A 19,086-nucleotide genomic window follows, 5' to 3' on the forward strand; every position below is an offset into this window, starting at 1 on the left:
CTGCGGTAGTGCGGCCGGGCGGCCTACTCCCCTCGGAGTGGAGCGAGTTCCGCCTGGCGGCAGCCTAAAGGCCCGGGGTGCACCCGTAGGGTCGGAAGCATGGAGAATCCCCTTCGCCGACTTCCGCGTGGGCGCCTGCGCGGACGTCGGCCCGCCGCCGTCGTGGCGGTGCTCGCGGTGCTGCTGGGCGGTGGTGTCTGGGCGTCCGTGGCCGCCGCGGACGACCCGGTTCCGGTGCACAGGTCCGACCGCATGATGGAGATGCCCGGCGCACGCATCGACACCTCGTACTTCGTCGCGGGAGCGGGAGGGGGAGACGGTACGGGCCGCCGCCCCGCCGTCCTGATCGGGCACGGCTTCGGCGGGTCCAAGGACGACGTCCGCGCCCAGGCCGAGGAGCTCGCCCGCGACGGGTACGCCGTCCTGACCTGGTCCGCCCGGGGCTTCGGCAAGTCCGGCGGCAGGATCGGCCTCAACGACCCCGACGCCGAGGTCAAGGACGTCACCCGCCTCGTCGACTGGCTCGCGCGGCAGAAGGACGTACTGCTCGACAAGGACGGCGACCCCCGTGTGGGCGTCACCGGCGGCTCCTACGGCGGCGCGATCTCCCTGCTGGCCGCCGGGTACGACCCCCGCGTCGACGCCATCGCCCCCCGGATCACGTACTGGAACCTCGCCCAGTCCCTCTTCCCCGACGGGGTGTTCAAGAAGCTCTGGGCCGGGATCTTCATCACCACCGGCGGCGGCTGCCAGCGCTTCGAACCGAAGCTGTGCGAGCTGTACGAAAGGGTCGCCGTCAGCGGCAAGCCGGACGACGCCGCGCGCACCGTCCTGGAGGCGCTCAGCCCGTCCGCCGTCGCCGACCGCATCAAGGTGCCGACGCTGATCCTCCAGGGGCAGAGCGACTCCCTGTTCCCCCTCGGCCAGGCCGACCAGATGGCCCGTGCCATCGAGCGCAACGGTGCTCCCGTCGCCGTCGACTGGCTGTCCGGCGGGCACGACGGCGGCGACCCGGAGACCGACCGCGCCGATGAGCGCGTCTCCGCCTGGTTCGACCGGCACCTCAAGAAGGACACCTCCGCCGACACCGGTCCCGCCTTCCGCGTCAGCCGCACCGGAGGCGTCGACTCCACCAACGGCTCCGCCAACCTGCGCGGCGCCACCGCCGACCGCTACCCGGGCCTGCGCGGCGACGTCCGGAACATTCCGCTGACCGGCCGGGCGCCCGAGCAGACCTTCGCCAACCCGGCGGGCGCCAATCCGCCCGCCATCTCCTCCGTGCCCGGCGCGGGCGCCCTCTCGCAGCTCTCCGGGCTCGGTGTGGGCCTCTCCCTCGACTTCCCCGGCCAGTACGCCCGTTACGACTCCGCGCCCCTCGACACGGGCGTCCAGGTCACCGGAACACCCACCGTGAAGGTGCGCGTGAAGTCCACCAGTGACGACATGGTGCTCTTCGCGAAGGTCTACGACGCGAGCGCCAACGGCCAACAGGTCCTCCCGCACCAGCTCGTCACCCCGGTCCGCGTCACCGGCGCGAAGGCGGGCAGAACCGTCGAGCTCACGCTCCCGGCCATCGACCACACGTTCCAGGCCGGGCACCGGATGCGGCTCCTGCTCACCGCGACGGACCTCGGCTACGCCTCCCCGGCCGAGCCGGCGACGTACACCGTGTCGCTCGACGGCGGCGGCCTCAGCGTCCCCACCGACCCGAAGCTGGCCACCGCCTCCGCCGGGATCGCCTGGTGGGTGTGGGGGCTCCCGCTCGCGAGCGCCCTGGTGGCGGCCCTCCTGCTGCTGAGCGCGCGCCGCCGCACCACCGCCCCGGCACCGGACCCGGCGCTCGCCGACGTCCCCCTCCAGATCACCGCCCTCAGCAAGCGGTACGGCACGTCCGGCGACCGGTACGCCGTCCGTGACCTGTCCTTCCGCGTCGAGAAGGGCCAGGTCCTCGGGCTCCTCGGCCCCAACGGTGCGGGCAAGACCACCACCCTGCGCATGCTGATGGGCCTGATCACTCCCGACGGCGGCGAGATCCGCGTCTTCGGGCACGCCATCCGCCCCGGCGCACCCGTCCTCTCCCGGGTCGGCGCGTTCGTCGAGGGCGCGGGCTTCCTCCCGCACCTGTCGGGACGCGCGAACCTGGACCTGTACTGGCAGGCCACAGGACGCCCCACGGCGGACGCGCACATCGAGGAGGCCCTGGAGATCGCCGGGCTCGGCGACGCCCTCCAGCGCGCCGTACGGACGTACTCCCAGGGCATGCGCCAGCGCCTGGCCATCGCGCAGGCCATGCTCGGCATGCCGGACCTGCTCATCCTGGACGAACCGACCAACGGCCTGGACCCGCCGCAGATCCGCGAGATGCGCGACGTGATGATCCGGTACGCGGCGGGCGGCCGCACCGTCATCGTCTCCAGCCATCTCCTGTCCGAGGTCGAGCAGTCCTGCACCGACCTCGTCGTGATGGACCACGGCAAGCTCGTCCAGGCGGGCCCCGTCGCCGAGATCATCGGCTCCGGCGACACCCTCCTGGTCACCGTCGACGGCGAGGTCACCGAAGCGGTGATCGAGAAGGTGACCGCGCTGCCGGGCATCGAGACGGCCGTACGGGCCGAGGGCGGGCTCCTGGTCCGCCTCGACGGCGCGAGCGCGCAGCAGCTCATCGCGGAACTGGTGCGCATGGACGTGCCGCTGACGGGCGTCGGACCGCACCGCCGCCTGGAGGACGCGTTCCTCACCCTGATCGGAGGCTCCGCATGAGCACTGTCGTGACCGACATGGCACCCGGCTACCGGCCCGGACGCACGCTTCCCCTCCGGGTCGAGGCCAAACGCCAGTGGCGACGCCGCCGTACGATGGTCATGGCGATCATCCTGGGCGCCCTGCCCTTCGTCCTGATCGCCGCCTTCGCCATCGGAGGCACCCCCTCCGAACGCGGGGGCAGCGCGAGCGGCCGCATCAACCTGATGGACACGGCGACCGCATCCGGTGCGAACTTCGCCGCCACCTGCCTCTTCGTCTCCGCGGGCTTCCTCCTGATCATCCCCGTGGCCCTCTTCTGCGGCGACACCGTCGCCTCGGAGGCCAACTGGTCGTCGCTGCGCTACCTGCTCGCCGCACCGGTGCCCCGCACGCGCCTGCTCTGGAGCAAGCTGGCGGTGGCCCTCGCCTTCAGCCTGGCGGCGATGATCCTGCTGCCGGTGGTCGCCCTGATCGCGGGAACGGCCGCCTACGGCTGGGGTCCCCTGGAACTCCCCACCGGAGGGGCCCTGTCGGCGGGCACGGCCGTCCCCCGCATCGCGATCATCGTCGGCTATCTCTTCGTCTCCCAACTGGTCACCGCGGCCCTCGCCTTCTGGCTCTCCACGAAGACGGACGCCCCGCTGGGCGCGGTCGGCGGGGCGGTCGGCCTGACCATCGTCGGGAACGTCCTGGACGCGGTGACCGCCCTCGGCGACTGGCGCGACTTCCTCCCGGCGCACTGGCAGTTCGCCTGGGTGGACGCCCTGCAACCACAGCTGGAGTGGGGCGGCATGCTCAAGGGGGCGGCGATCTCGGTGACGTACGCGCTGATCCTCTTCGCCCTGGCCTTCCGGGGCTTCTCCCGCAAGGACATCGTCTCGTGACGTAAGGGGGATGCCGTGCGGGGGTGACTCCGTACATCATGTGCGGCATGTCAACTCTTCTGCTCGCACTGGCAGTTGTCTCCGTCGGCCTCTACGCGGGCATGATGCTCATCTTCCGGACGGGCATCATGCCCGCACTCGCGCGGGTCTCCGACGAACAGTTCGCGGCGGCGATGCGGCGCATCAACGAGGACGTGCCGCGCGGCATCTTCGTGACGACGATGTTCGCGTCGGTGCTCTTCCCCGTCGCCGCCCTCATCGTCCCCCCGGAGGGCGGCCGCACCTCGCTCCAGCTCTGGCTGCTGATCGGCGGCCTGGCCCTCACCGTCCTCAACCACGCCGTCACGGCGGGCGGCAACATCCCCCTCAACAACGCCCTCGCGACGTCGGAGAACGCCCCGACGACGGACACCGAAGCCCGCGCCGCCTTCGAGACCCGCTGGAACCGCCTGCACGGGGCGCGCACCCTGTTCGTGGTGGCGGGCTTCGCCCTGCTGGTGGCGAGCGCGGTCGTGGACAGGTAGCCGCCACGTCGCGGACAGGTGACCGCCACGACGCGGACAGGTGACCGCCACGACGGGAGGCACCGGCGCCGCACCTGTGCGAACCACCTCGCGCCGGGGGAGGCGTCAGCGCCGCACCAGCCAGCGCGAACAACCTCTCGCCGGGGGAGGTGCTAGCGCCGCAACAGTGCGAACAGTGCCTCCCACCGCTCCCCGACCACCTCCGGCGCGTACCGTTGCACGACCCCCCGCGCCGCCTCCCCGAGCCGCTCCCGCAGCTCCTCGTCCACCATCAACGTCTCCATCTTCCGCGCCAGTTCATCGAGATTCCCCTGCCGGACCAGGAGCCCGTCCACCCCGTCCGTGACGATCTCCCGCACCCCCGGCGACACGTCGAACGCCACACAGGGCAACCCGGCGCCCATCGCCTCAAGAGGCGCCAGCGGAAACCCCTCCTGCCGCGACGGCAGTACGAAGAAGGCTCCCTCGCGCAGCGCCCGCGCACTCTCCTGGACGTACCCCGCCCACTCCACGGAGTCCGCGATCCCCAGCTCCGCACACTGCTTCCGCAGAGCCTCCTCGCGCGCCCTGCCGAGCGCACCGCCACCGGCCTCCCCGAACACCCGCAGCCGCCAGCCGGGACACCGCGGGGCGACCAGCGCCCAGGCGTCCAGCAGGATGTCGGTCCCCTTGTCGTGATCGAGCCGCCCGAGACTCACCACGCACTTGCCGCGACGGTCCGCGGCAGCCACCTCCCCACTCCGTACGGGCGCAGGCATCACCCCCACATTGGTGAGCCAGTTGAGCGCCCACCAGTCAGCGTCCTGCCGGGTCGGCGCGAGCACCCGGTCGACCCCCGTCCGGCACAGCCACCGCAACCGCCCGAACCGGGCCGCACTCCTGGTGACGGCGAACGCCTCATGGCTCACCAGCACCACCGGCATCCCGGCGGTGTCCGCCAGCGCCACCCACTCCAGCGCCCACCCCTCCAGCACCACGACGACCCCCTCCCGCACCCCCCGGAACGCCGCCGACAACTCCCCGGCCTTCGCCCGCATCCCCCGCTCGTGCGCCCACCGCCGCCCCCGCGCGACCAGGGCCAGCGGATTCCGGGGCGCGGCGGGGGCGACGGGCGGCAGCCCGCCGTACAGAATCCCGACCTCGTACGGAACATCCGCCCCGCGCGCCACCCGCCGCTCCCCCTGGGGAACGGGTGCGATCCCGATCAGCCGCACCCGATGCCCCCGCGCGGCGAACATCCCGGCCAACTCCCGCGCCCGCCGGGCGCTGCCGCCGGGAGCGTCGACGTTGCCGGAGACGAGAAAGATGTCCAAGAGCAGTTCCCGAGCTGGTGAGCGACTGGTGCATTTCGGGCGAATGTACACAAGAGGTCGCCGACCATCCGGGAGGACAAGGCGCTTGGCCCGAGCGCGGCACGGCAGCCGCAAGAGTCGGCAAAAAAGAAAGCCGACCAGCGTCATCGCTGGTCAGCTTTGGTGTGCGCCCCCGGCAGGACTCGAACCTGCGGCCAAGCGCTTAGAAGGCGCCTGCTCTATCCACTGAGCTACGGGGGCCGGGTGGTGGGCCTGGGGCCCGGGTCGGCCTGTGGGGCCGTTTGTGGCCGTTGCCGGGGACAAGGATAGGGCTCCGATCACCTTGGCCCGGTTGCTTCACCTGCGTGGCACGATGTGGAGGTTCAGTGAAGCGACCCCGATAATCGCAGGCAGGTACGAATCTCGCACCGCTTTTGGCGCCTCGCGCCCCGGGTGTTGTGCACTCGTTATGCCTGTGCCCCACTCGCCCCAAGTGTCCCAGGGTGCGCATTGTCACCGATTGCGCGGATATCGGCGCGCAGAGACGGTCTATAAGCTTCAAAAAGCGGTCATAATTGGGCATTCTTCGTATGTGGTGACCTTGGACGTACGGCCTCAGCTGCTTGACGCACTTTCCGCCCTGCGCGACCGTGTCGCCGCCGTGCGCCTTCCCTTTCCGCTGCCCGGGGCGCCCAGGGCGCGGCAGACGCGGGTGGAACTCCTCGCACAGCTCGACGACTATCTGGTGCCCCGGCTGCGCGATCCCGAAGCCCCCCTGCTCGCCGTCATCGGCGGGTCCACCGGGGCGGGGAAGTCGACGCTCGTCAATTCTCTGGTGGGACGACGGGTCACCGAGGCAGGTGTGCTGAGGCCGACCACGCGCACACCTGTGCTGGTGTGCCATCCCGACGACCACCACTGGTTCGCGGGACAGCGCGTACTGCCCCAACTGACGCGCGTATGGCTGCCGGAACGGTGCGAGGAGGAGACGGAGGAGGGAGGCGAGGAGGAGAGCGGGGTGCTGCGGGTGGAGACCTCCGAGTCGCTGCCCGTGGGGCTCGCCCTGCTGGACGCCCCCGACATCGATTCGCTCGTCGCCGCCAACAGGGTGCTCGCGGCCGAACTGATCTGCGCCGCCGACGTCTGGGTGATGGTGACCACGGCCTCGCGCTACGCGGACGCGGTGCCCTGGCATCTGCTGCGTACCGCCAAGGAGTACGACGCCATGCTGGTGACCGTTCTCGACCGGGTGCCCCACCAGGTGGTCGGCGAGGTGTCGCGGCAGTACGCGGCGCTGCTCACCCGGGCGGGCCTCGGCGAGGTGCCCCGCTTCACCATCCCCGAACTCCCCGAGTCGGCGGGCGGCGGCAGCGGACTGCTGCCCTCCACGGCCGTCGCCCCCCTGCTGGAGTGGCTCACCCACCGGGTGCGTGATCCCGCCGCCCGGCAGCAGGCCGTCGCCCGTACCGCACGGGGCGTCATGGACTCGCTGAACGCCCGGATGCCGGAGCTGGCGGGTGCGGTCTCCGCCCAGTACGCCGCCGCCGTACGGCTGACGTCGGCCGTCGAGGACGCCTACGAGTCGGAGGGCGAGCGGGTGCGCAGTCGGCTGGAGCGCGGCGCGGTGCTCTCGGGCGACGCCCTCACCCGCTGGCGCGCCCACCCGACGGACGCCACCGACGGGGAACTGCTCGACTCCCTGGTGGACAGCCTCATCGCCCTCCTCCAGTGCGCCGTCGCCGCCGCCGACGAGCGCGTACGGGCCGCCTGGGGCGCCGAGCCCGCAGCGCAAGCAGTGGTTCCGGCAGGACCCGACCCCGAGTCAGGCGAGCGCATCGGCCTGGTCGTACGGCGCTGGCGGCGGGTCCTGGAGGAGCTGGCGGAGGAAGAGGTACGGGAGATGGAACGGCCGGCGGCCCCCGACCCGGAAACCGTGGCGGCCCTCCTCGCGGCGACGCTCCTGGGCGGACGGCGGGCCCGTTCGGCGGGGGAGCGGCTGGCCGAACGGATCGGGGCCCAGGGCGCGCTCAGGCTGCGCGACCGGGGCGGCGAGCTGGTGACGACGTACATCGAACGGGTGCTGCACGCCGAGCGGGACCGACGGCTGGCACCCCTGGACGCGCTGGACGTGACGCCGGAGCCGCAGGCCGAGCTGATCGCCGCGCTGTCCGTGACGAAGAAGGAGAGGTGACGGCGGTGGGTGCGGAGACGGATGTGGACGTGGATGTGGATGCGGTCGTGCTGGACCCGGACGTGGACCCGGTGACGGACGCGGGAGGGGCGAAGGAGCGGGGCGGCTGGGACGACGGGCTGATCGCGCGGCGGGCGGCGGTCCGGCACGCAGCGGGCGGGCCGGGCGCGCACGAGCCTCAGATGTGCGCCGGAGGGCCGGAGGACTTCCCTCCGGAGGAGTTCGGCGACCTGCCGCCGGGGGGCGGGGAGTACGCGGCGGATCTGTCCGTACGGCTGGACGCTCTGCGGGAGCTGGTGGGCCTCTCGCGCGCCCGGCTCGCGGACGACACCCTGCACGAGGCCGGGCGGGTGCTGGACGAGGCGGTGGCGCGGCGGCGGCTCTCCGCGCAGCACACCGTCGTCGCCGTCGCGGGCGCGACCGGAAGCGGCAAGTCCACTCTCTTCAATTCCCTCGCCGGAGTGAGGATCTCGGAGACCGGCCTCAAGCGGCCCACCACGTCCGCGCCGATCGCGTGCAGCTGGACCGACGGGGCGGCGGGGCTGCTGGACCGCCTCGGCATCCCGGGACGGCTGCGCAGACGGCCGTTCCAGGCCGGTACGGGCGCGGGGACCAGCGGCGACGAGGGGCTGCGCGGGCTGGTGCTGGTGGATCTGCCGGACCACGACTCGGCGGTGGTCGCGCACCGGGAACAGGTCGACCGGGTGCTCGCCCTCGTCGACGCGGTGATCTGGGTCGTCGACCCGGAGAAATACGCGGACGCCGCCCTGCACGAGCGCTATCTGCGCCCGCTCGCCGGGCACGCGGAGGTCACCTTCGTCGTGCTCAACCAGATCGACCGGCTGCCCGGCGACTGTGCCGACCTCGTCCTGGACGACCTGCGCCGCCTCCTCGACGAGGACGGCATGGCGCTCGGCGAGCACGGCGAGCCCGGAGCCACCGTCCTCGCGCTTTCCGCCCTGACGGGTGACGGCGTGGAGGAACTCCGGGAACTGCTGCGGACGTTCGTACAGGAAAGGGGCGCTGCCGGGCGGCGGCTCGCCGCCGACGTGGACGCGACGGCCCTCCGGCTGCGCCCGGTGTACGTGGCGGAGGGCAGGGCCGGGCTGGGGGAGCGGGCACGGGAGGAGTTCGCGGACCGGCTCGCCGCGGCGGTCGGCGCGGCGGCGGCCGGGGAGGCGGCCGAGCGGGAGTGGCGGCGCAACGCGGGCCGGGCCTGCGGGTCGCCGTGGCTGCGGCTGTGGCGCTGGTACGACGCGCGACGGGTTGCGGGCGGCGGCAGCGGACCGGCCCTGCCGGGGCGGGCGTTCGACCGGCCGAGGGAGGTGGAGGTGACCGCGCGCCAGCGGGTCGAGCAGGCGGTACGGACGGTCGCTGACGCCGCGACCGACGGGCTGCCCGCGCCCTGGGCGCAGGCCGTACGGGAATCCGCGGTGCGCGGCGCCGAGGGGCTGCCGGAGGAACTGGACGCCCTCGCGGCGGCGGCCGTCGCGCCGCAGGGCACCCCGCCCCCGAACGCGCGGCTCCGCCCGGGCAGGGGATGCCCTCCTCGGCCCGCGTGGTGGCCCGCCGCAGTGCTCGCCCAGGCGTCGATGACGCTGCTTCAGATCTACGGCGGACTATGGCTGTTGGGCCAGGTCCTGGGGGTGCTGGAGCCGGACCTGTTCCCGCCGTTCCTGCTGATGCTGGCCGGGGTGGCGGGCGGACCGGTCGTGGAATGGGGCTGCTGGGCGGCGGCCAGGGGCCCCGCCCGACGGTACGGGCAGGACGCCGAACGGCGGCTGCGCGAGGCGGCGGCGGGCTGCGGCCGGGCGAAGGTCCTCGACCCCGTCTCGGCGGAGTTGCTGCGCTACCGGGAAGTGCGGGAGCGGTATGCGGCGGTGACGGGGACGGGGGCGGGTCCGGGCTAGCCCGGCCGGTCCGGCACTGGCACTGGCCGGTCCGGCACTGGCCCGGCATTGGCCCAGGCCGTCCGGCAAGGCCCCTGTCCGGCGCGGACCCCGTCAGGCGCGGACCCCCTCAGGCAAGGACCCCGTCACCCCTTCGGGTGGCGGGGTTTTCCCCATCCGGGCCGCCGTCCACAGGCCCGGCGGGATTCCCGGAAACCGGCCAGCATGGACGGACCGGCCGGACGACGGCCGGTCGAGCGAAGTACGGGGGAGCAGCAATGAACGAGACGATGGTGACCCTGGTCGGCAACGCCGCCACCGCGCCGATCTTCACGGAATCGCCGCTGGGCGACGGGGTGACCCGGCTGCGGCTGGCAGTGCGGGCCCGGCGCTTCGACCGGGAGCAGAACACCTGGGTCGACGGCCCGACCAGTTTCTACACGGTGTGGGCCAGGCGCGCGCTCGCGGAGAACCTGAGCGGTTCGGTCGACGTGGGGGACCCGCTGGTCGTCTACGGCCGACTGCGCGTCAAGGACGAGGTCAAGGACGACCGGCGCTGGCTCTCGGCGGACGTCGACGCCGTGGCGGTGGGCCACGACCTGACCCGGGGAACTTCCGCCTTCCGCCGGGTGGCCAGGGCGGACCCCAGCCTGGTGGAACCGGCGTCGGTCCGCGCCGCCAAGGCCGGGGGCGGCACGGGCGGAGCACCGAAGTCCGGATCGCCCGCGACGGTCGGATGGGGCGGGGAGAGCCCGGTGAGCTGGGCGGCGGCCCAGGACCCCACCACACGGAGTGAGCGCACGGATTCACCACACAGCGTCACCGCCGTGTCCTGAATGCCCGTCATATGGAGGGTACTTATCGACAAATACGGGAGAGGAGGGTTACGGGCGATAACGATTCCGATTCGGAATCGGACGTCCGGACGCATGGCGGGGGGCTGTTCGGCCTAGCCTCCTTAGGATTCCCGGATACCCATGGGGCTCTTGAGGTTGCAGGCGAGGCACTCCCCACAGACGCACCATGCGAATGAACCTCGCCCGGAGGGGACTTGCATGTTTGACGAAGCGCCAGCTTCGGAGCGAAGGCGCCGCACCACCCGCCCGACCCGTAAGACCGTCACCGCCCGAACGACGGTCACCGCCCGCACGATCCGCACCGTCCGCCGTCTGGCCGTCGCCGCGCTGGCCCCCGGCCTGCTCCTCGCGGGCACGGCGCTCGGCACCGGAACCGCAGCGGCCGACGAGCAGCCCCGGAACGCGGGCGGCGTCGCCGCCACCCTCGGCGCCCTCACCGTCCACGGCGCGGTCACCATCCGCGACGCCGGCGAGGAGTGGAAGACCGAGGCCGGTCTCTACGAGATGACCGTGACCGGCGGCGGGACGCTCCAGAGCTACGGCGTCGACCTGCGCACCGCGGCCCGCCAGGGGACCACGTACCGGGAGGTCGGCTGGGACCAGTCCTCGCTGTACAAGAACAAGAACGCCGGGAAGATCCGCTGGATCCTGGAGAACTCCTACCCGCAGATCAACGACCTCTCCGAGCTCGCCAAGAACGCGGGAGTGAAGTCGCTCGACGACAAGGCCGCCGCGGCGGGCACCCAGGCCGCGATCTGGCGTTTCTCGGACGACGTCGAGGCCATACCGGCCAACCGCAGCGCCCGCAAGCTGGCCGCCTACCTGGAGCGGGCCGCCGAGAACACCCCGGAGCCCCAGGCGTCCCTCGCCCTCGACCCGTCGGCCGTGGCGGGCCGGGCCGGTGAGCGGGTGGGCCCGGTGACCGTCCGCACCAGGGCGGAGCGGGTCACCGTGGCACCGGCGGGCGACGCACCCCACGGGATGCGGGTCGTCGACAAGGACGGCAAGACCGTCCAGGAGGCCGCGCGCGGGGCCGAGGTCTACTTCTACCTGCCGCCGGACACCCGCCCCGGCACGAGCGCGCTCACCGTCCAGGCGGACGCCAGGGTCCCGATCGGGCGGGCCCTGGTCAGCGACACGCACAGCCAGACCCAGATCCTGGCCGGTTCCAGCGCCTCCGCCGTCGTCGCCGAGGCCACCGTCACCTGGGCCGGGGAAGGGGCCCCGGGCGCCGTCCCGGCGCTCTCCGCGAAGAAGAACTGCGCCAAGAACGGCATCGACATCACCGGCGCGAACGCGGGCGACGCCCCCTTCACCTTCGAGCTGCTCGGCACCCGGCACACCATCCCGGCGCACGCCTCGCGCACGGTGACCATCCCGCTCCAGGAGGACCAGGCATACGACCTCACGGTCTCCGGCCCCGAAGGACCGGGCGGGAACTTCAAGGGCGTCCTGGACTGCGAGACCGCGGGCTCCGTCGCCATCGGCACCGCCGACGCCCCCGCCAACCGCCCCACCCCCGCCACCGGCGGCAACCCCGCCCCGCTCACCCCCGGGACCGGCGAGAACCTGGCCGAGACCGGCGCCTCGGGCGCGACCACGCCGATCCTCTACATCGCGCTGGGCCTGCTCGTGCTCGGCACCGGAGCGATCGTCCTGCTCCGCAAGAAGAAGCCCGCCCCGGGCACCACACCGGCCGCCGCCCCGGGTCCCGAAGCCCCCGCCAACGACTGACCCGCCGCCAAAGCTGCCAAAGCCGCCACAGCCGCCAAAAGCCGCCGGAATCCCTCCGGCGGCCAACCGGCACCCCCCTTGGCCAGGCAGGACAAGGGACGCGGCCCCCCACCCCCGGCGTCCGGCCCCGCCGCCCGCCGGGTATCCGGTTTCCGCCGGGGGAGTGACGTCAGGCAAGATGGGGTGTATCTGCCCACCCCACGATCTGCCGGACGGTTTCTCTTGGCTGAGTTCATCTACACCATGCGCAAGGCGCGTAAAGCGCACGGCGACAAGGTGATTCTCGACGACGTCTTCCTGAACTTCCTGCCCGGCGCGAAGATCGGTGTGGTGGGCCCCAACGGTGCCGGTAAGTCCACCGTTCTCAAGATCATGGCCGGTCTGGAGCAGCCGTCCAACGGTGACGCGTTCCTGTCGCCGGGCTACAGCGTCGGCATCCTCATGCAGGAGCCGAAGCTCGACGAGTCGAAGACCGTCCTGGAGAACGTGCAGGACGGCGCCGCCGAGCAAATGGGCAAGCTCAAGCGCTTCAACGAGGTCGCCGAGCTCATGGCGACCGACTACAGCGACGAGCTCATGGAGGAGATGGGCAAGCTCCAGGAAGACCTGGACCACTCCAACGCCTGGGACCTCGACGCCCAGCTGGAGCAGGCCATGGACGCCCTGGGCTGCCCGCCCGGCGACTGGGCGGTCACCAACCTCTCCGGTGGCGAGAAGCGCCGCGTGGCGCTCTGCAAGCTGCTCATCGAGGCCCCGGACCTGCTCCTCCTCGACGAGCCCACCAACCACCTCGACGCCGAGTCGGTGAACTGGCTGGAGCAGCACCTCGCGAAGTACCCGGGTGCCGTCGTGGCCGTCACCCACGACCGTTACTTCCTGAACAACGTCGCCGAGTGGATCCTGGAGCTCGACCGGGGTCGCGCGATCCCCTACGAGGGCAACTACTCCACGTACCTCGACAAGAAGGCCACCCGCCTCAAGGTCGAGGGCAAGAAGGACGAGAAGCGCGCCAAGCGCCTCAAGGAAGAGCTGGAGTGGGTGCGGTCCAACGCCAAGGGGCGTCAGACCAAGTCCAAGGCCCGTCTCGCCCGGTACGAGGAGATGGCGGCCGAGGCCGACAAGATGCGGAAGCTGGACTTCGAGGAGATCCAGATCCCGCCGGGCCCGCGTCTGGGCTCGATCGTCGTCGAGGTCGAGAACCTCAGTAAGGCGTTCGGCGACAAGGTCCTCATCGACGACCTCAGCTTCACGCTGCCGCGCAACGGCATCGTCGGCGTCATCGGCCCGAACGGTGCGGGCAAGACCACGCTGTTCAAGATGATCCAGGGCCTGGAGACGCCGGACAGCGGCTCCATCAAGGTCGGCGACACTGTCAAGATCAGTTACGTGGACCAGAGCCGCGCCAACATCGACCCCAAGAAGACGCTGTGGGCCGTCGTCTCCGACGAGCTGGACTACATCAACGTCGGCCAGGTCGAGATGCCGTCGCGCGCGTACGTCAGCGCCTTCGGCTTCAAGGGCCCGGACCAGCAGAAGCCCGCGGGCGTGCTGTCCGGTGGTGAGCGCAACCGCCTCAACCTGGCGCTGACCCTCAAGGAGGGCGGCAACCTGCTCCTCCTCGACGAACCGACCAACGACCTCGACGTCGAGACCCTGTCGTCGCTGGAGAACGCGCTCCTGGAGTTCCCGGGTGCCGCTGTCGTGATCTCCCACGACCGCTGGTTCCTGGACCGGGTGGCGACGCACATCCTCGCCTACGAGGGCGAGTCCAAGTGGTACTGGTTCGAGGGCAACTTCGAGTCGTACGAGAAGAACAAGATCGAGCGTCTCGGCGCCGATGCGGCCCGTCCGCACCGCGCCACCTACAAGAAGCTCACGCGAGGCTGATAGCTGGTGGCTCGGCACATCTACTCCTGCCCCCTGCGCTGGTCGGACATGGACGCCTTCGGGCACGTCAACAACGTCGTCTTCCTGCGGTACCTGGAAGAGGCGCGGATCGACTTCATGTTCCGGCTGGCGCCGGGGGAGGGCAGCACGTCCTTCACGGGCGGGTCCGTCGTGGCCCGGCACGAGATCGACTACGTGCGGCCCCTCGTTCACCGGCACGAGCCGGTGAGGATCGAGTCGTGGGTGACGAAGATAGGCGCGGCGTCCCTGACGATCGCGTACGAGATCAAGGACCCCGACCAGGTGTACGTGCGGGCGGCCACGGTCGTCGTCCCGTTCAACCTGGCGGAGGGACGGCCCCGGCGGATCACCGCCGAGGAGAAGTCCTTCCTGCTGGAGTACCTGGACGACGACGCGAAGGCGTCCGACGTCACGGGGCCCGACCGCTCGAAGGCCGTCGCGGCATGACGGAGCAGGCATGACGGAGCGGGCATGACGGAGCGGGCAAGGGGACGGGCATGAGCGTGCAGGCGGGGGTCCGGACGCTGGAGTTCGAAGGACCCGGGGAGGCGGCGGACCTCGCCGCCTTCCTGGGACGTCTGCTCCGCTACGACCGGGCCGCCGCCGTCCGCCTCCAGGCACACGGCGGTGCACTCGCCGTCTTCGGGCGTCCGCCGTCCTTCGACGTCCTGGCCGTGCGTACGGCGAGGCTGGCGCGGGCGGTGGAACTCGATGTCACCGTCTCCGCGGGTGAACTCCTCGACGGCGTCGAGGAGTCGACCGGTGCGGTACGGGTCCCGGACGCGGTCACCGGGCCGCCGTGGGCCGGTCTGCTTCCGCCGCGCGGCGGCTGGCGGGAGGTCACTCCCGTGCCGGACGCCGCAGCCATGCGGGGCGCGGTGGCGGCTGCGGTCGCCGAATTCCGTGCGCGCGACGAGGAGTTGGGCGAGGCGGGGCGGACCCGTCAGGCGCGGGACCGGATCGGGCACGACATCTGGTCGCGGACGCTGGGCGCGACGGAGCTTCCGCTGCGGGCGGTGCATGCGGCGCAGTCGCTGGGGTTCTTGCGGGCCGGGGCGCCGGTGGCGGTGTTCGCTGCGGGGGGCTGGCTGAGGTTGCGGACGCCGTACGGATCGGTGTCGGTGCGCAGGGCCTCCGGCGGGCTGGGTGCGCTTCAGGTGACTCCGGCCTGATGCGGCTCGCCCTGCGTGGGGGCTCGGGTTCACGCCGCTGCGCGGGGCACTTCAGGACTGGTCGTCGGGCCAGATGCCGATGTGGTCGGGTTCCAGTTCCAGCATCACCCGGTGCCGCATGTCCAGGGACTCCGTGTATTCCGCCGGGAGTTGGAGGCGGCCCGCCCGGTCCAGCATCGCGTACTCGCGGGCGACCACCGACTCCTGGCCCGTCGCCGCGTCCACCTCCGTGCGGCGCAGGACCTCCGTGGAGGTGCGGCCGTCGCGGATGGCCACGGTGCGGCGGACCTCGGTGGCCACCGTCTGGTCGTGGGTGACGATGACGATGGTGGTGCCCAGTTCCTCGTTGGCGCGGCGGAACGCGGAGAAGATCTGGTCGGCGGTCGTGGAGTCGAGTTCGCCCGTCGGCTCGTCGGCGAGGAGCACGGACGGCTCGTTGGCGAGCGCCACCGCGATGGCCACCCGCTGCTGCTGGCCGCCCGACATCTGCGAGGGCCTCCGGTCGCGGCAGTCGGCGACCTCCATCATGGACAGGAGGTGGTCCACGCGGGCCGTACGCTCCGCCGCCTTTCCCCGGCCCTTGAGCTGCATGGGAAGAGCCACGTTCTGGGCCGAGGTCAGATACGGCAGCAGGTTGCGGGCGGTCTGCTGCCAGATGAAGCCGACGACGTTGCGGCGGTAGTTCAGGCGCTCCTTCGCGCCCATCGCCAGCAGGTCGCAGCCCGCCACCTTCGCCGCGCCCGCCGTGGGCTCGTCGAGGCCCGCGAGGATGTTCATCAGCGTCGACTTCCCACTGCCGGACGCGCCCACCAGGGCCATCAACTCGCCCTCCTTGACCAGCAGGTCCAGCCCCTGGAGGGCCTGCACCTCCACCCCGTCCGTGGTGAAGACCCGTACCAGCCGGTCGCAGCTGATCAGCGCGTCGTGCCCGAACTCGGGCCGGTCGCGCCGGGACGCCGCCCGCTGTTCCAGCTCCGCGAGCGTCACACCCGTACCCGAGGCCCCCGTACGTGCGGGAGCCCCCGTACCCGTCGCCGTTTCGGTCATCGTGCGTCTCCTGCCCTCAGTTCGGTCGTGGTGGTGCGTCGCGTCGTCCACCACGCCTGCACCGCCGCGACACCGGCCGCCAGGCACACCACCGCGACAGCGGGGACCAGCAGCGAGACGGTGTCCGCGCCGAGCGCGGCGGACAGGGTGGGGGAGGTCCGGCCGCTCGTGGCCAGCGCCAGCGCGGTCAGGTCGATGTCGGGGGCCAGCAGCCGGATCGCCGCCCACCCGACCAGCGCCCCGCCGAACGCCGCCAGCAGCGCCTGCGGCAGCGCCTCCAGGACCAGCAGCTTCCGGCCCTGCCCCCGGCTGAGGCCCATCGTGCGCAGCCTGGCGAGCAGCGCGCCGCGCTCCGGGGCGGACTGGAGCAGGGACAGCAGTACCGCGAGGACGGCGAAGCCCGCCCCGGCGGCGACGGACACGGTGTAGATCCGCATCGCCCCCGCCTGGAGCGGCTGGTCCACGAACCTCGCGCGTTCCTCGCTCCACAGATGTACGAGGCCCGGTACGCCCGCCGCCCTCGTCAGCCCATCCGACGTCAGGCCGTCGCCGCTGACCAGCAGGGACCTGGCGGTGACCGAGGCGAAGGCGTCCTTGCTGACGATCATGAAGTCGCCCTCGGGCAGCACCGGCGTACGCGGCACGGTCCCGGCGACGCGGGCCGTGAAGTCCCCGTGGCTCGCGCTGCGCAGGGCGAGGTCGCCCGTGCCGCGCAGCCGCTTCGCGGCGTCGGGCGACACCAGCACCGGGAACGTCCCGCCCCGCTTGCCGCCCTTCAGCGCGGCGGGCGCGAAGCCCCCGGCGTCCGGTCCGCCGGACAGTTGCGCGTACGCGACCGGGTCGACGGCCACCAGCGTGATCTCGCTCTTCTTGTCCGGCAGCGACAGGAAGAAATCCAGCCCGACCGCAACGACCTCGCGGACCCCCGGCGCCTTGCGCACCGCCGCCACGGCCCGCTCGTCGTACCCCCTGACGTCCTTGCCGCGCGCGTCCAGCCGGGCGTCCGCGCCGACCCGGACAGTCGCCGCCCGGTCCCGGGACTCGTTCACCCCGGCCAGTACGGAACCGCCGAACGCCGCCGTCGTCAGGGCGATCAGCAGCGCCAGCAGCGGCAGCATCGCCGTCACCGGGGCACGCCCCGCACGCGCCGCCGACAGGAAGCCGATCGCGCCCCGGCGCAGCGCCATCGGGCGCGCCGCCCACCGCAGGGGCAGCGGGTACAGCCGCACGAGGACGAGCGCCGCGACGATCCCGATCAGTACCGGAGCGGCGCTGATCAACGCGTCCGCCCCGTCGTCGGTGCCGCGCCTGCGCAGGGCGGCGACCGCGCCCACGGTCAGTACGGCCAGGGTGAGTTCGACGACCGTACGACGACGGGACGGCTTGGCGTGGGCGATGTCGCCCCGGCCGCCGTGGACGCGCGGTCGCAGATGGGAGACGGCGGCCCGCACCGGCAGTGCCGCACTGGCGAGCAGCGCGACGGCGGCTGCGGCGAGCAGCGAGGGAGCGAGCGGGGCGTGCGGCAGCAGCGCGTACGCCGCCGCCCAGCCCAGCACGGCGGCGGGCACCGCCACCACTCCCAGCTCAGCGCCCAGCCGCCCCGCGATGCCCCGCACGGAGCCGCCGCGCGCCCGCAGGAGGGACAGCTCGGCGTACCGGCGGGCCCCGGCGAGCGCGCCCGCCATGAGCAGGACGACCGCGGCGACCGTCCCCACGCCGTAACCGGCGACGGAGATGACCGGTGCGACGGCCGTCCGGTTGGACTCGTAGGAGGCGACGATGCCTTCGATGCCGGTGCCGACGGTGACCGGCTGCTTCATGCGGGCGCGCAGGGCGCTGGCCCCGGGCCCGTTCTCCAGCGAAGCGATCGACTGGACCAGCGCGGACGTCTCGGCGGCGGTGAGGTGGTCGGTGCGCGGGGCGACCTCCCAGACCCGTTCGAGTTCGGGCGCGAGATGGAAGAGGGACGGTGCCGCTTCCGGCGCGACCAGCAGCGTCGACCACCAGTGCTCCAGGTCCGGGTTGCCCTCCTCCTTGATGCCGGGCTTCAGCAGGTTCGGATCGACGGCCCAGTACAGGGACTGCGGGGCGCGCGGCGCGAAGATCCCGGAGATCTTCACCCGGGCGGAGTTGCCCGAGGTCGCGCCTCGGGACTCCGCGTCGAGGTGCACCACCGAGCCGACCGTGAGGCCCAGGGTGCGCGCGGTGGCCTCACTGACCGCCGCCTCCAGGCCGAGGACCGCACCGGCGGGTTTGTCGCCCTGGTGGACGGGGGCGCGCCCCGCGACGAACCGGGCCTGCCCGGCGAGGCCGGAACGCGCCGTCACGGCGAAGGAGGGCATCGCCGCCGGGGCCAGCTTGGGCAGCCACGTGTCCGTCGCGGCCAGCTCCGTGGGCGTGAGCACCGCGTGCACCGCCTGCCCCGGCAGCACCTGGAGCGGCTTCGCGGGCGCCTTGAGCACCTCGGCGAGGCCCTGACGCATGTCCTCCGGGGTCAGCGCCGGCTCGGACTCCTCCGGTGCGTCGCCCAGGGAGCGGAACGAGGCGTTCGACGTGGCCTGGATCACCCGCTGCCCGGCGGGGGCCGAGTCGATCGCGTGCCGCAGCCCTTCGTCCTCGTACGTCGTCACCGCACGCGGAAACGCAGCGGCGAGGAACGCCGTGAGCAGCACCAGCACTCCCAGCGCGACGGCGGCACCGGGCGCGGTGCGCAGCCGGGTGCGCACCCAGGGGGCGACAGCAGGGTGATCGGAACGCCCCTCTGTAGGGAGACCGGAACGGCCCTCTGTAGGGATACCAGAACCGTCATCTGTAGGGAGGCCGGAACGGCCACCAGCACGGGGGCT

The 19,086-nt window shown here is 72.5% G+C and carries 13 protein-coding genes and 1 tRNA gene; 10 read left to right on the forward strand and 4 right to left on the reverse strand.

The window, feature by feature from the left end:
* The first annotated feature begins 99 nt into the window (after positions 1-99).
* Genes OG897_RS06770 through OG897_RS06780 form a run of 3 tightly spaced genes read left to right on the forward strand, consistent with a single transcriptional unit; the run spans position 100 to position 4,150 of the window.
* On the forward strand, positions 100-2,760 hold the full coding sequence (locus OG897_RS06770; RefSeq protein WP_266653833.1) for an alpha/beta fold hydrolase: 2,661 nt from the start codon (positions 100-102) through the stop codon (positions 2,758-2,760).
* Positions 2,757-3,626: an ABC transporter permease gene (locus OG897_RS06775; RefSeq protein WP_266653835.1), complete on the forward strand. Its 870-nt coding sequence runs from the start codon at positions 2,757-2,759 to the stop codon at positions 3,624-3,626. Before OG897_RS06770 ends, OG897_RS06775 begins: the two co-directional genes overlap by 4 nt.
* A 47-nt stretch (positions 3,627-3,673) precedes the next feature.
* Positions 3,674-4,150, forward strand: coding sequence for a DUF1772 domain-containing protein (locus OG897_RS06780; RefSeq protein ID WP_266653837.1), 477 nt, complete (start codon positions 3,674-3,676; stop codon positions 4,148-4,150).
* A 152-nt stretch (positions 4,151-4,302) separates the two neighbouring features.
* On the opposite strand, the gene OG897_RS06785 is transcribed toward OG897_RS06780, so the two are convergent.
* Both OG897_RS06785 and OG897_RS06790 read right to left on the reverse strand, forming a co-directional pair.
* Positions 4,303-5,463, reverse strand: coding sequence for a glycosyltransferase (locus tag OG897_RS06785; RefSeq protein WP_266653839.1), 1,161 nt, complete (start codon positions 5,461-5,463; stop codon positions 4,303-4,305).
* Between the two features lie 167 nt (positions 5,464-5,630).
* Positions 5,631-5,703: transfer RNA gene (locus OG897_RS06790), tRNA-Arg, on the reverse strand.
* A gap of 340 nt (positions 5,704-6,043) precedes the next feature.
* Here OG897_RS06790 and OG897_RS06795 point away from each other — a divergent pair.
* The 7 genes from OG897_RS06795 to OG897_RS06825 all read left to right on the forward strand — a co-directional run bounded on the left by OG897_RS06795 (position 6,044) and on the right by OG897_RS06825 (position 15,193).
* Complete coding sequence (locus OG897_RS06795) at positions 6,044-7,633, forward strand: dynamin family protein (protein ID WP_266656621.1); 1,590 nt, start codon at positions 6,044-6,046, stop codon at positions 7,631-7,633.
* Positions 7,634-7,704: 71 nt separating this feature from the next.
* Positions 7,705-9,543: a YfjP family GTPase gene (locus OG897_RS06800; RefSeq protein ID WP_266656623.1), complete on the forward strand. Its 1,839-nt coding sequence runs from the start codon at positions 7,705-7,707 to the stop codon at positions 9,541-9,543.
* 257 nt (positions 9,544-9,800) lie between these two features.
* Complete coding sequence (locus tag OG897_RS06805; protein WP_266653841.1) at positions 9,801-10,358, forward strand: single-stranded DNA-binding protein; 558 nt, start codon at positions 9,801-9,803, stop codon at positions 10,356-10,358.
* 219 nt (positions 10,359-10,577) lie between these two features.
* Positions 10,578-12,113 (forward strand): TQXA domain-containing protein, encoded by a 1,536-nt coding sequence (locus OG897_RS06810; RefSeq protein WP_266653843.1) that lies wholly within the window; start codon positions 10,578-10,580, stop codon positions 12,111-12,113.
* Positions 12,114-12,335: 222 nt separating this feature from the next.
* The gene (gene ettA / locus OG897_RS06815) at positions 12,336-14,000 is read left to right on the forward strand and encodes an energy-dependent translational throttle protein EttA (protein WP_266653844.1); all 1,665 of its coding nucleotides are present in this window, start codon (positions 12,336-12,338) and stop codon (positions 13,998-14,000) included.
* A 6-nt stretch (positions 14,001-14,006) separates the two neighbouring features.
* On the forward strand, positions 14,007-14,468 hold the full coding sequence (locus tag OG897_RS06820) for a thioesterase family protein (RefSeq protein ID WP_266653845.1): 462 nt from the start codon (positions 14,007-14,009) through the stop codon (positions 14,466-14,468).
* Between the two features lie 50 nt (positions 14,469-14,518).
* Positions 14,519-15,193, forward strand: coding sequence for a hypothetical protein (locus OG897_RS06825; RefSeq protein WP_266653846.1), 675 nt, complete (start codon positions 14,519-14,521; stop codon positions 15,191-15,193).
* Between the two features lie 51 nt (positions 15,194-15,244).
* On the opposite strand, the gene OG897_RS06830 is transcribed toward OG897_RS06825, so the two are convergent.
* Both OG897_RS06830 and OG897_RS06835 read right to left on the reverse strand, forming a co-directional pair.
* Positions 15,245-16,240, reverse strand: coding sequence for an ABC transporter ATP-binding protein (locus OG897_RS06830; protein ID WP_266653847.1), 996 nt, complete (start codon positions 16,238-16,240; stop codon positions 15,245-15,247).
* A complete protein-coding gene (locus OG897_RS06835; RefSeq protein ID WP_266653849.1) occupies positions 16,237-18,966 on the reverse strand; it encodes an FtsX-like permease family protein in 2,730 nt (909 codons plus the stop codon). Before OG897_RS06835 ends, OG897_RS06830 begins: the two co-directional genes overlap by 4 nt.
* Positions 18,967-19,086: the final 120 nt, after the last annotated feature.

Origin of the sequence: Streptomyces sp. NBC_00237, assembly GCF_026342435.1 — a bacterium.
In the GTDB taxonomy this organism is placed as follows: Bacteria; Actinomycetota; Actinomycetes; order Streptomycetales; family Streptomycetaceae; genus Streptomyces.

Bases quoted from the DNA above. Each gene is read 5' to 3' on its own strand.
- OG897_RS06770 (WP_266653833.1), top strand. From the start codon at position 100: ATGGAGAATCCCCTTCGCCGACTTCCGCGTGGGCGCCTGCGCGGACGT.
- OG897_RS06775 (WP_266653835.1), top strand. From the start codon at position 2,757: ATGAGCACTGTCGTGACCGACATGGCACCCGGCTACCGGCCCGGACGC.
- OG897_RS06780 (WP_266653837.1), top strand. From the start codon at position 3,674: ATGTCAACTCTTCTGCTCGCACTGGCAGTTGTCTCCGTCGGCCTCTAC.
- OG897_RS06805 (WP_266653841.1), top strand. From the start codon at position 9,801: ATGAACGAGACGATGGTGACCCTGGTCGGCAACGCCGCCACCGCGCCG.
- OG897_RS06810 (WP_266653843.1), top strand. From the start codon at position 10,578: ATGTTTGACGAAGCGCCAGCTTCGGAGCGAAGGCGCCGCACCACCCGC.
- OG897_RS06825 (WP_266653846.1), top strand. From the start codon at position 14,519: ATGAGCGTGCAGGCGGGGGTCCGGACGCTGGAGTTCGAAGGACCCGGG.
- OG897_RS06830 (WP_266653847.1), bottom strand. From the start codon at position 16,240: ATGACCGAAACGGCGACGGGTACGGGGGCTCCCGCACGTACGGGGGCC.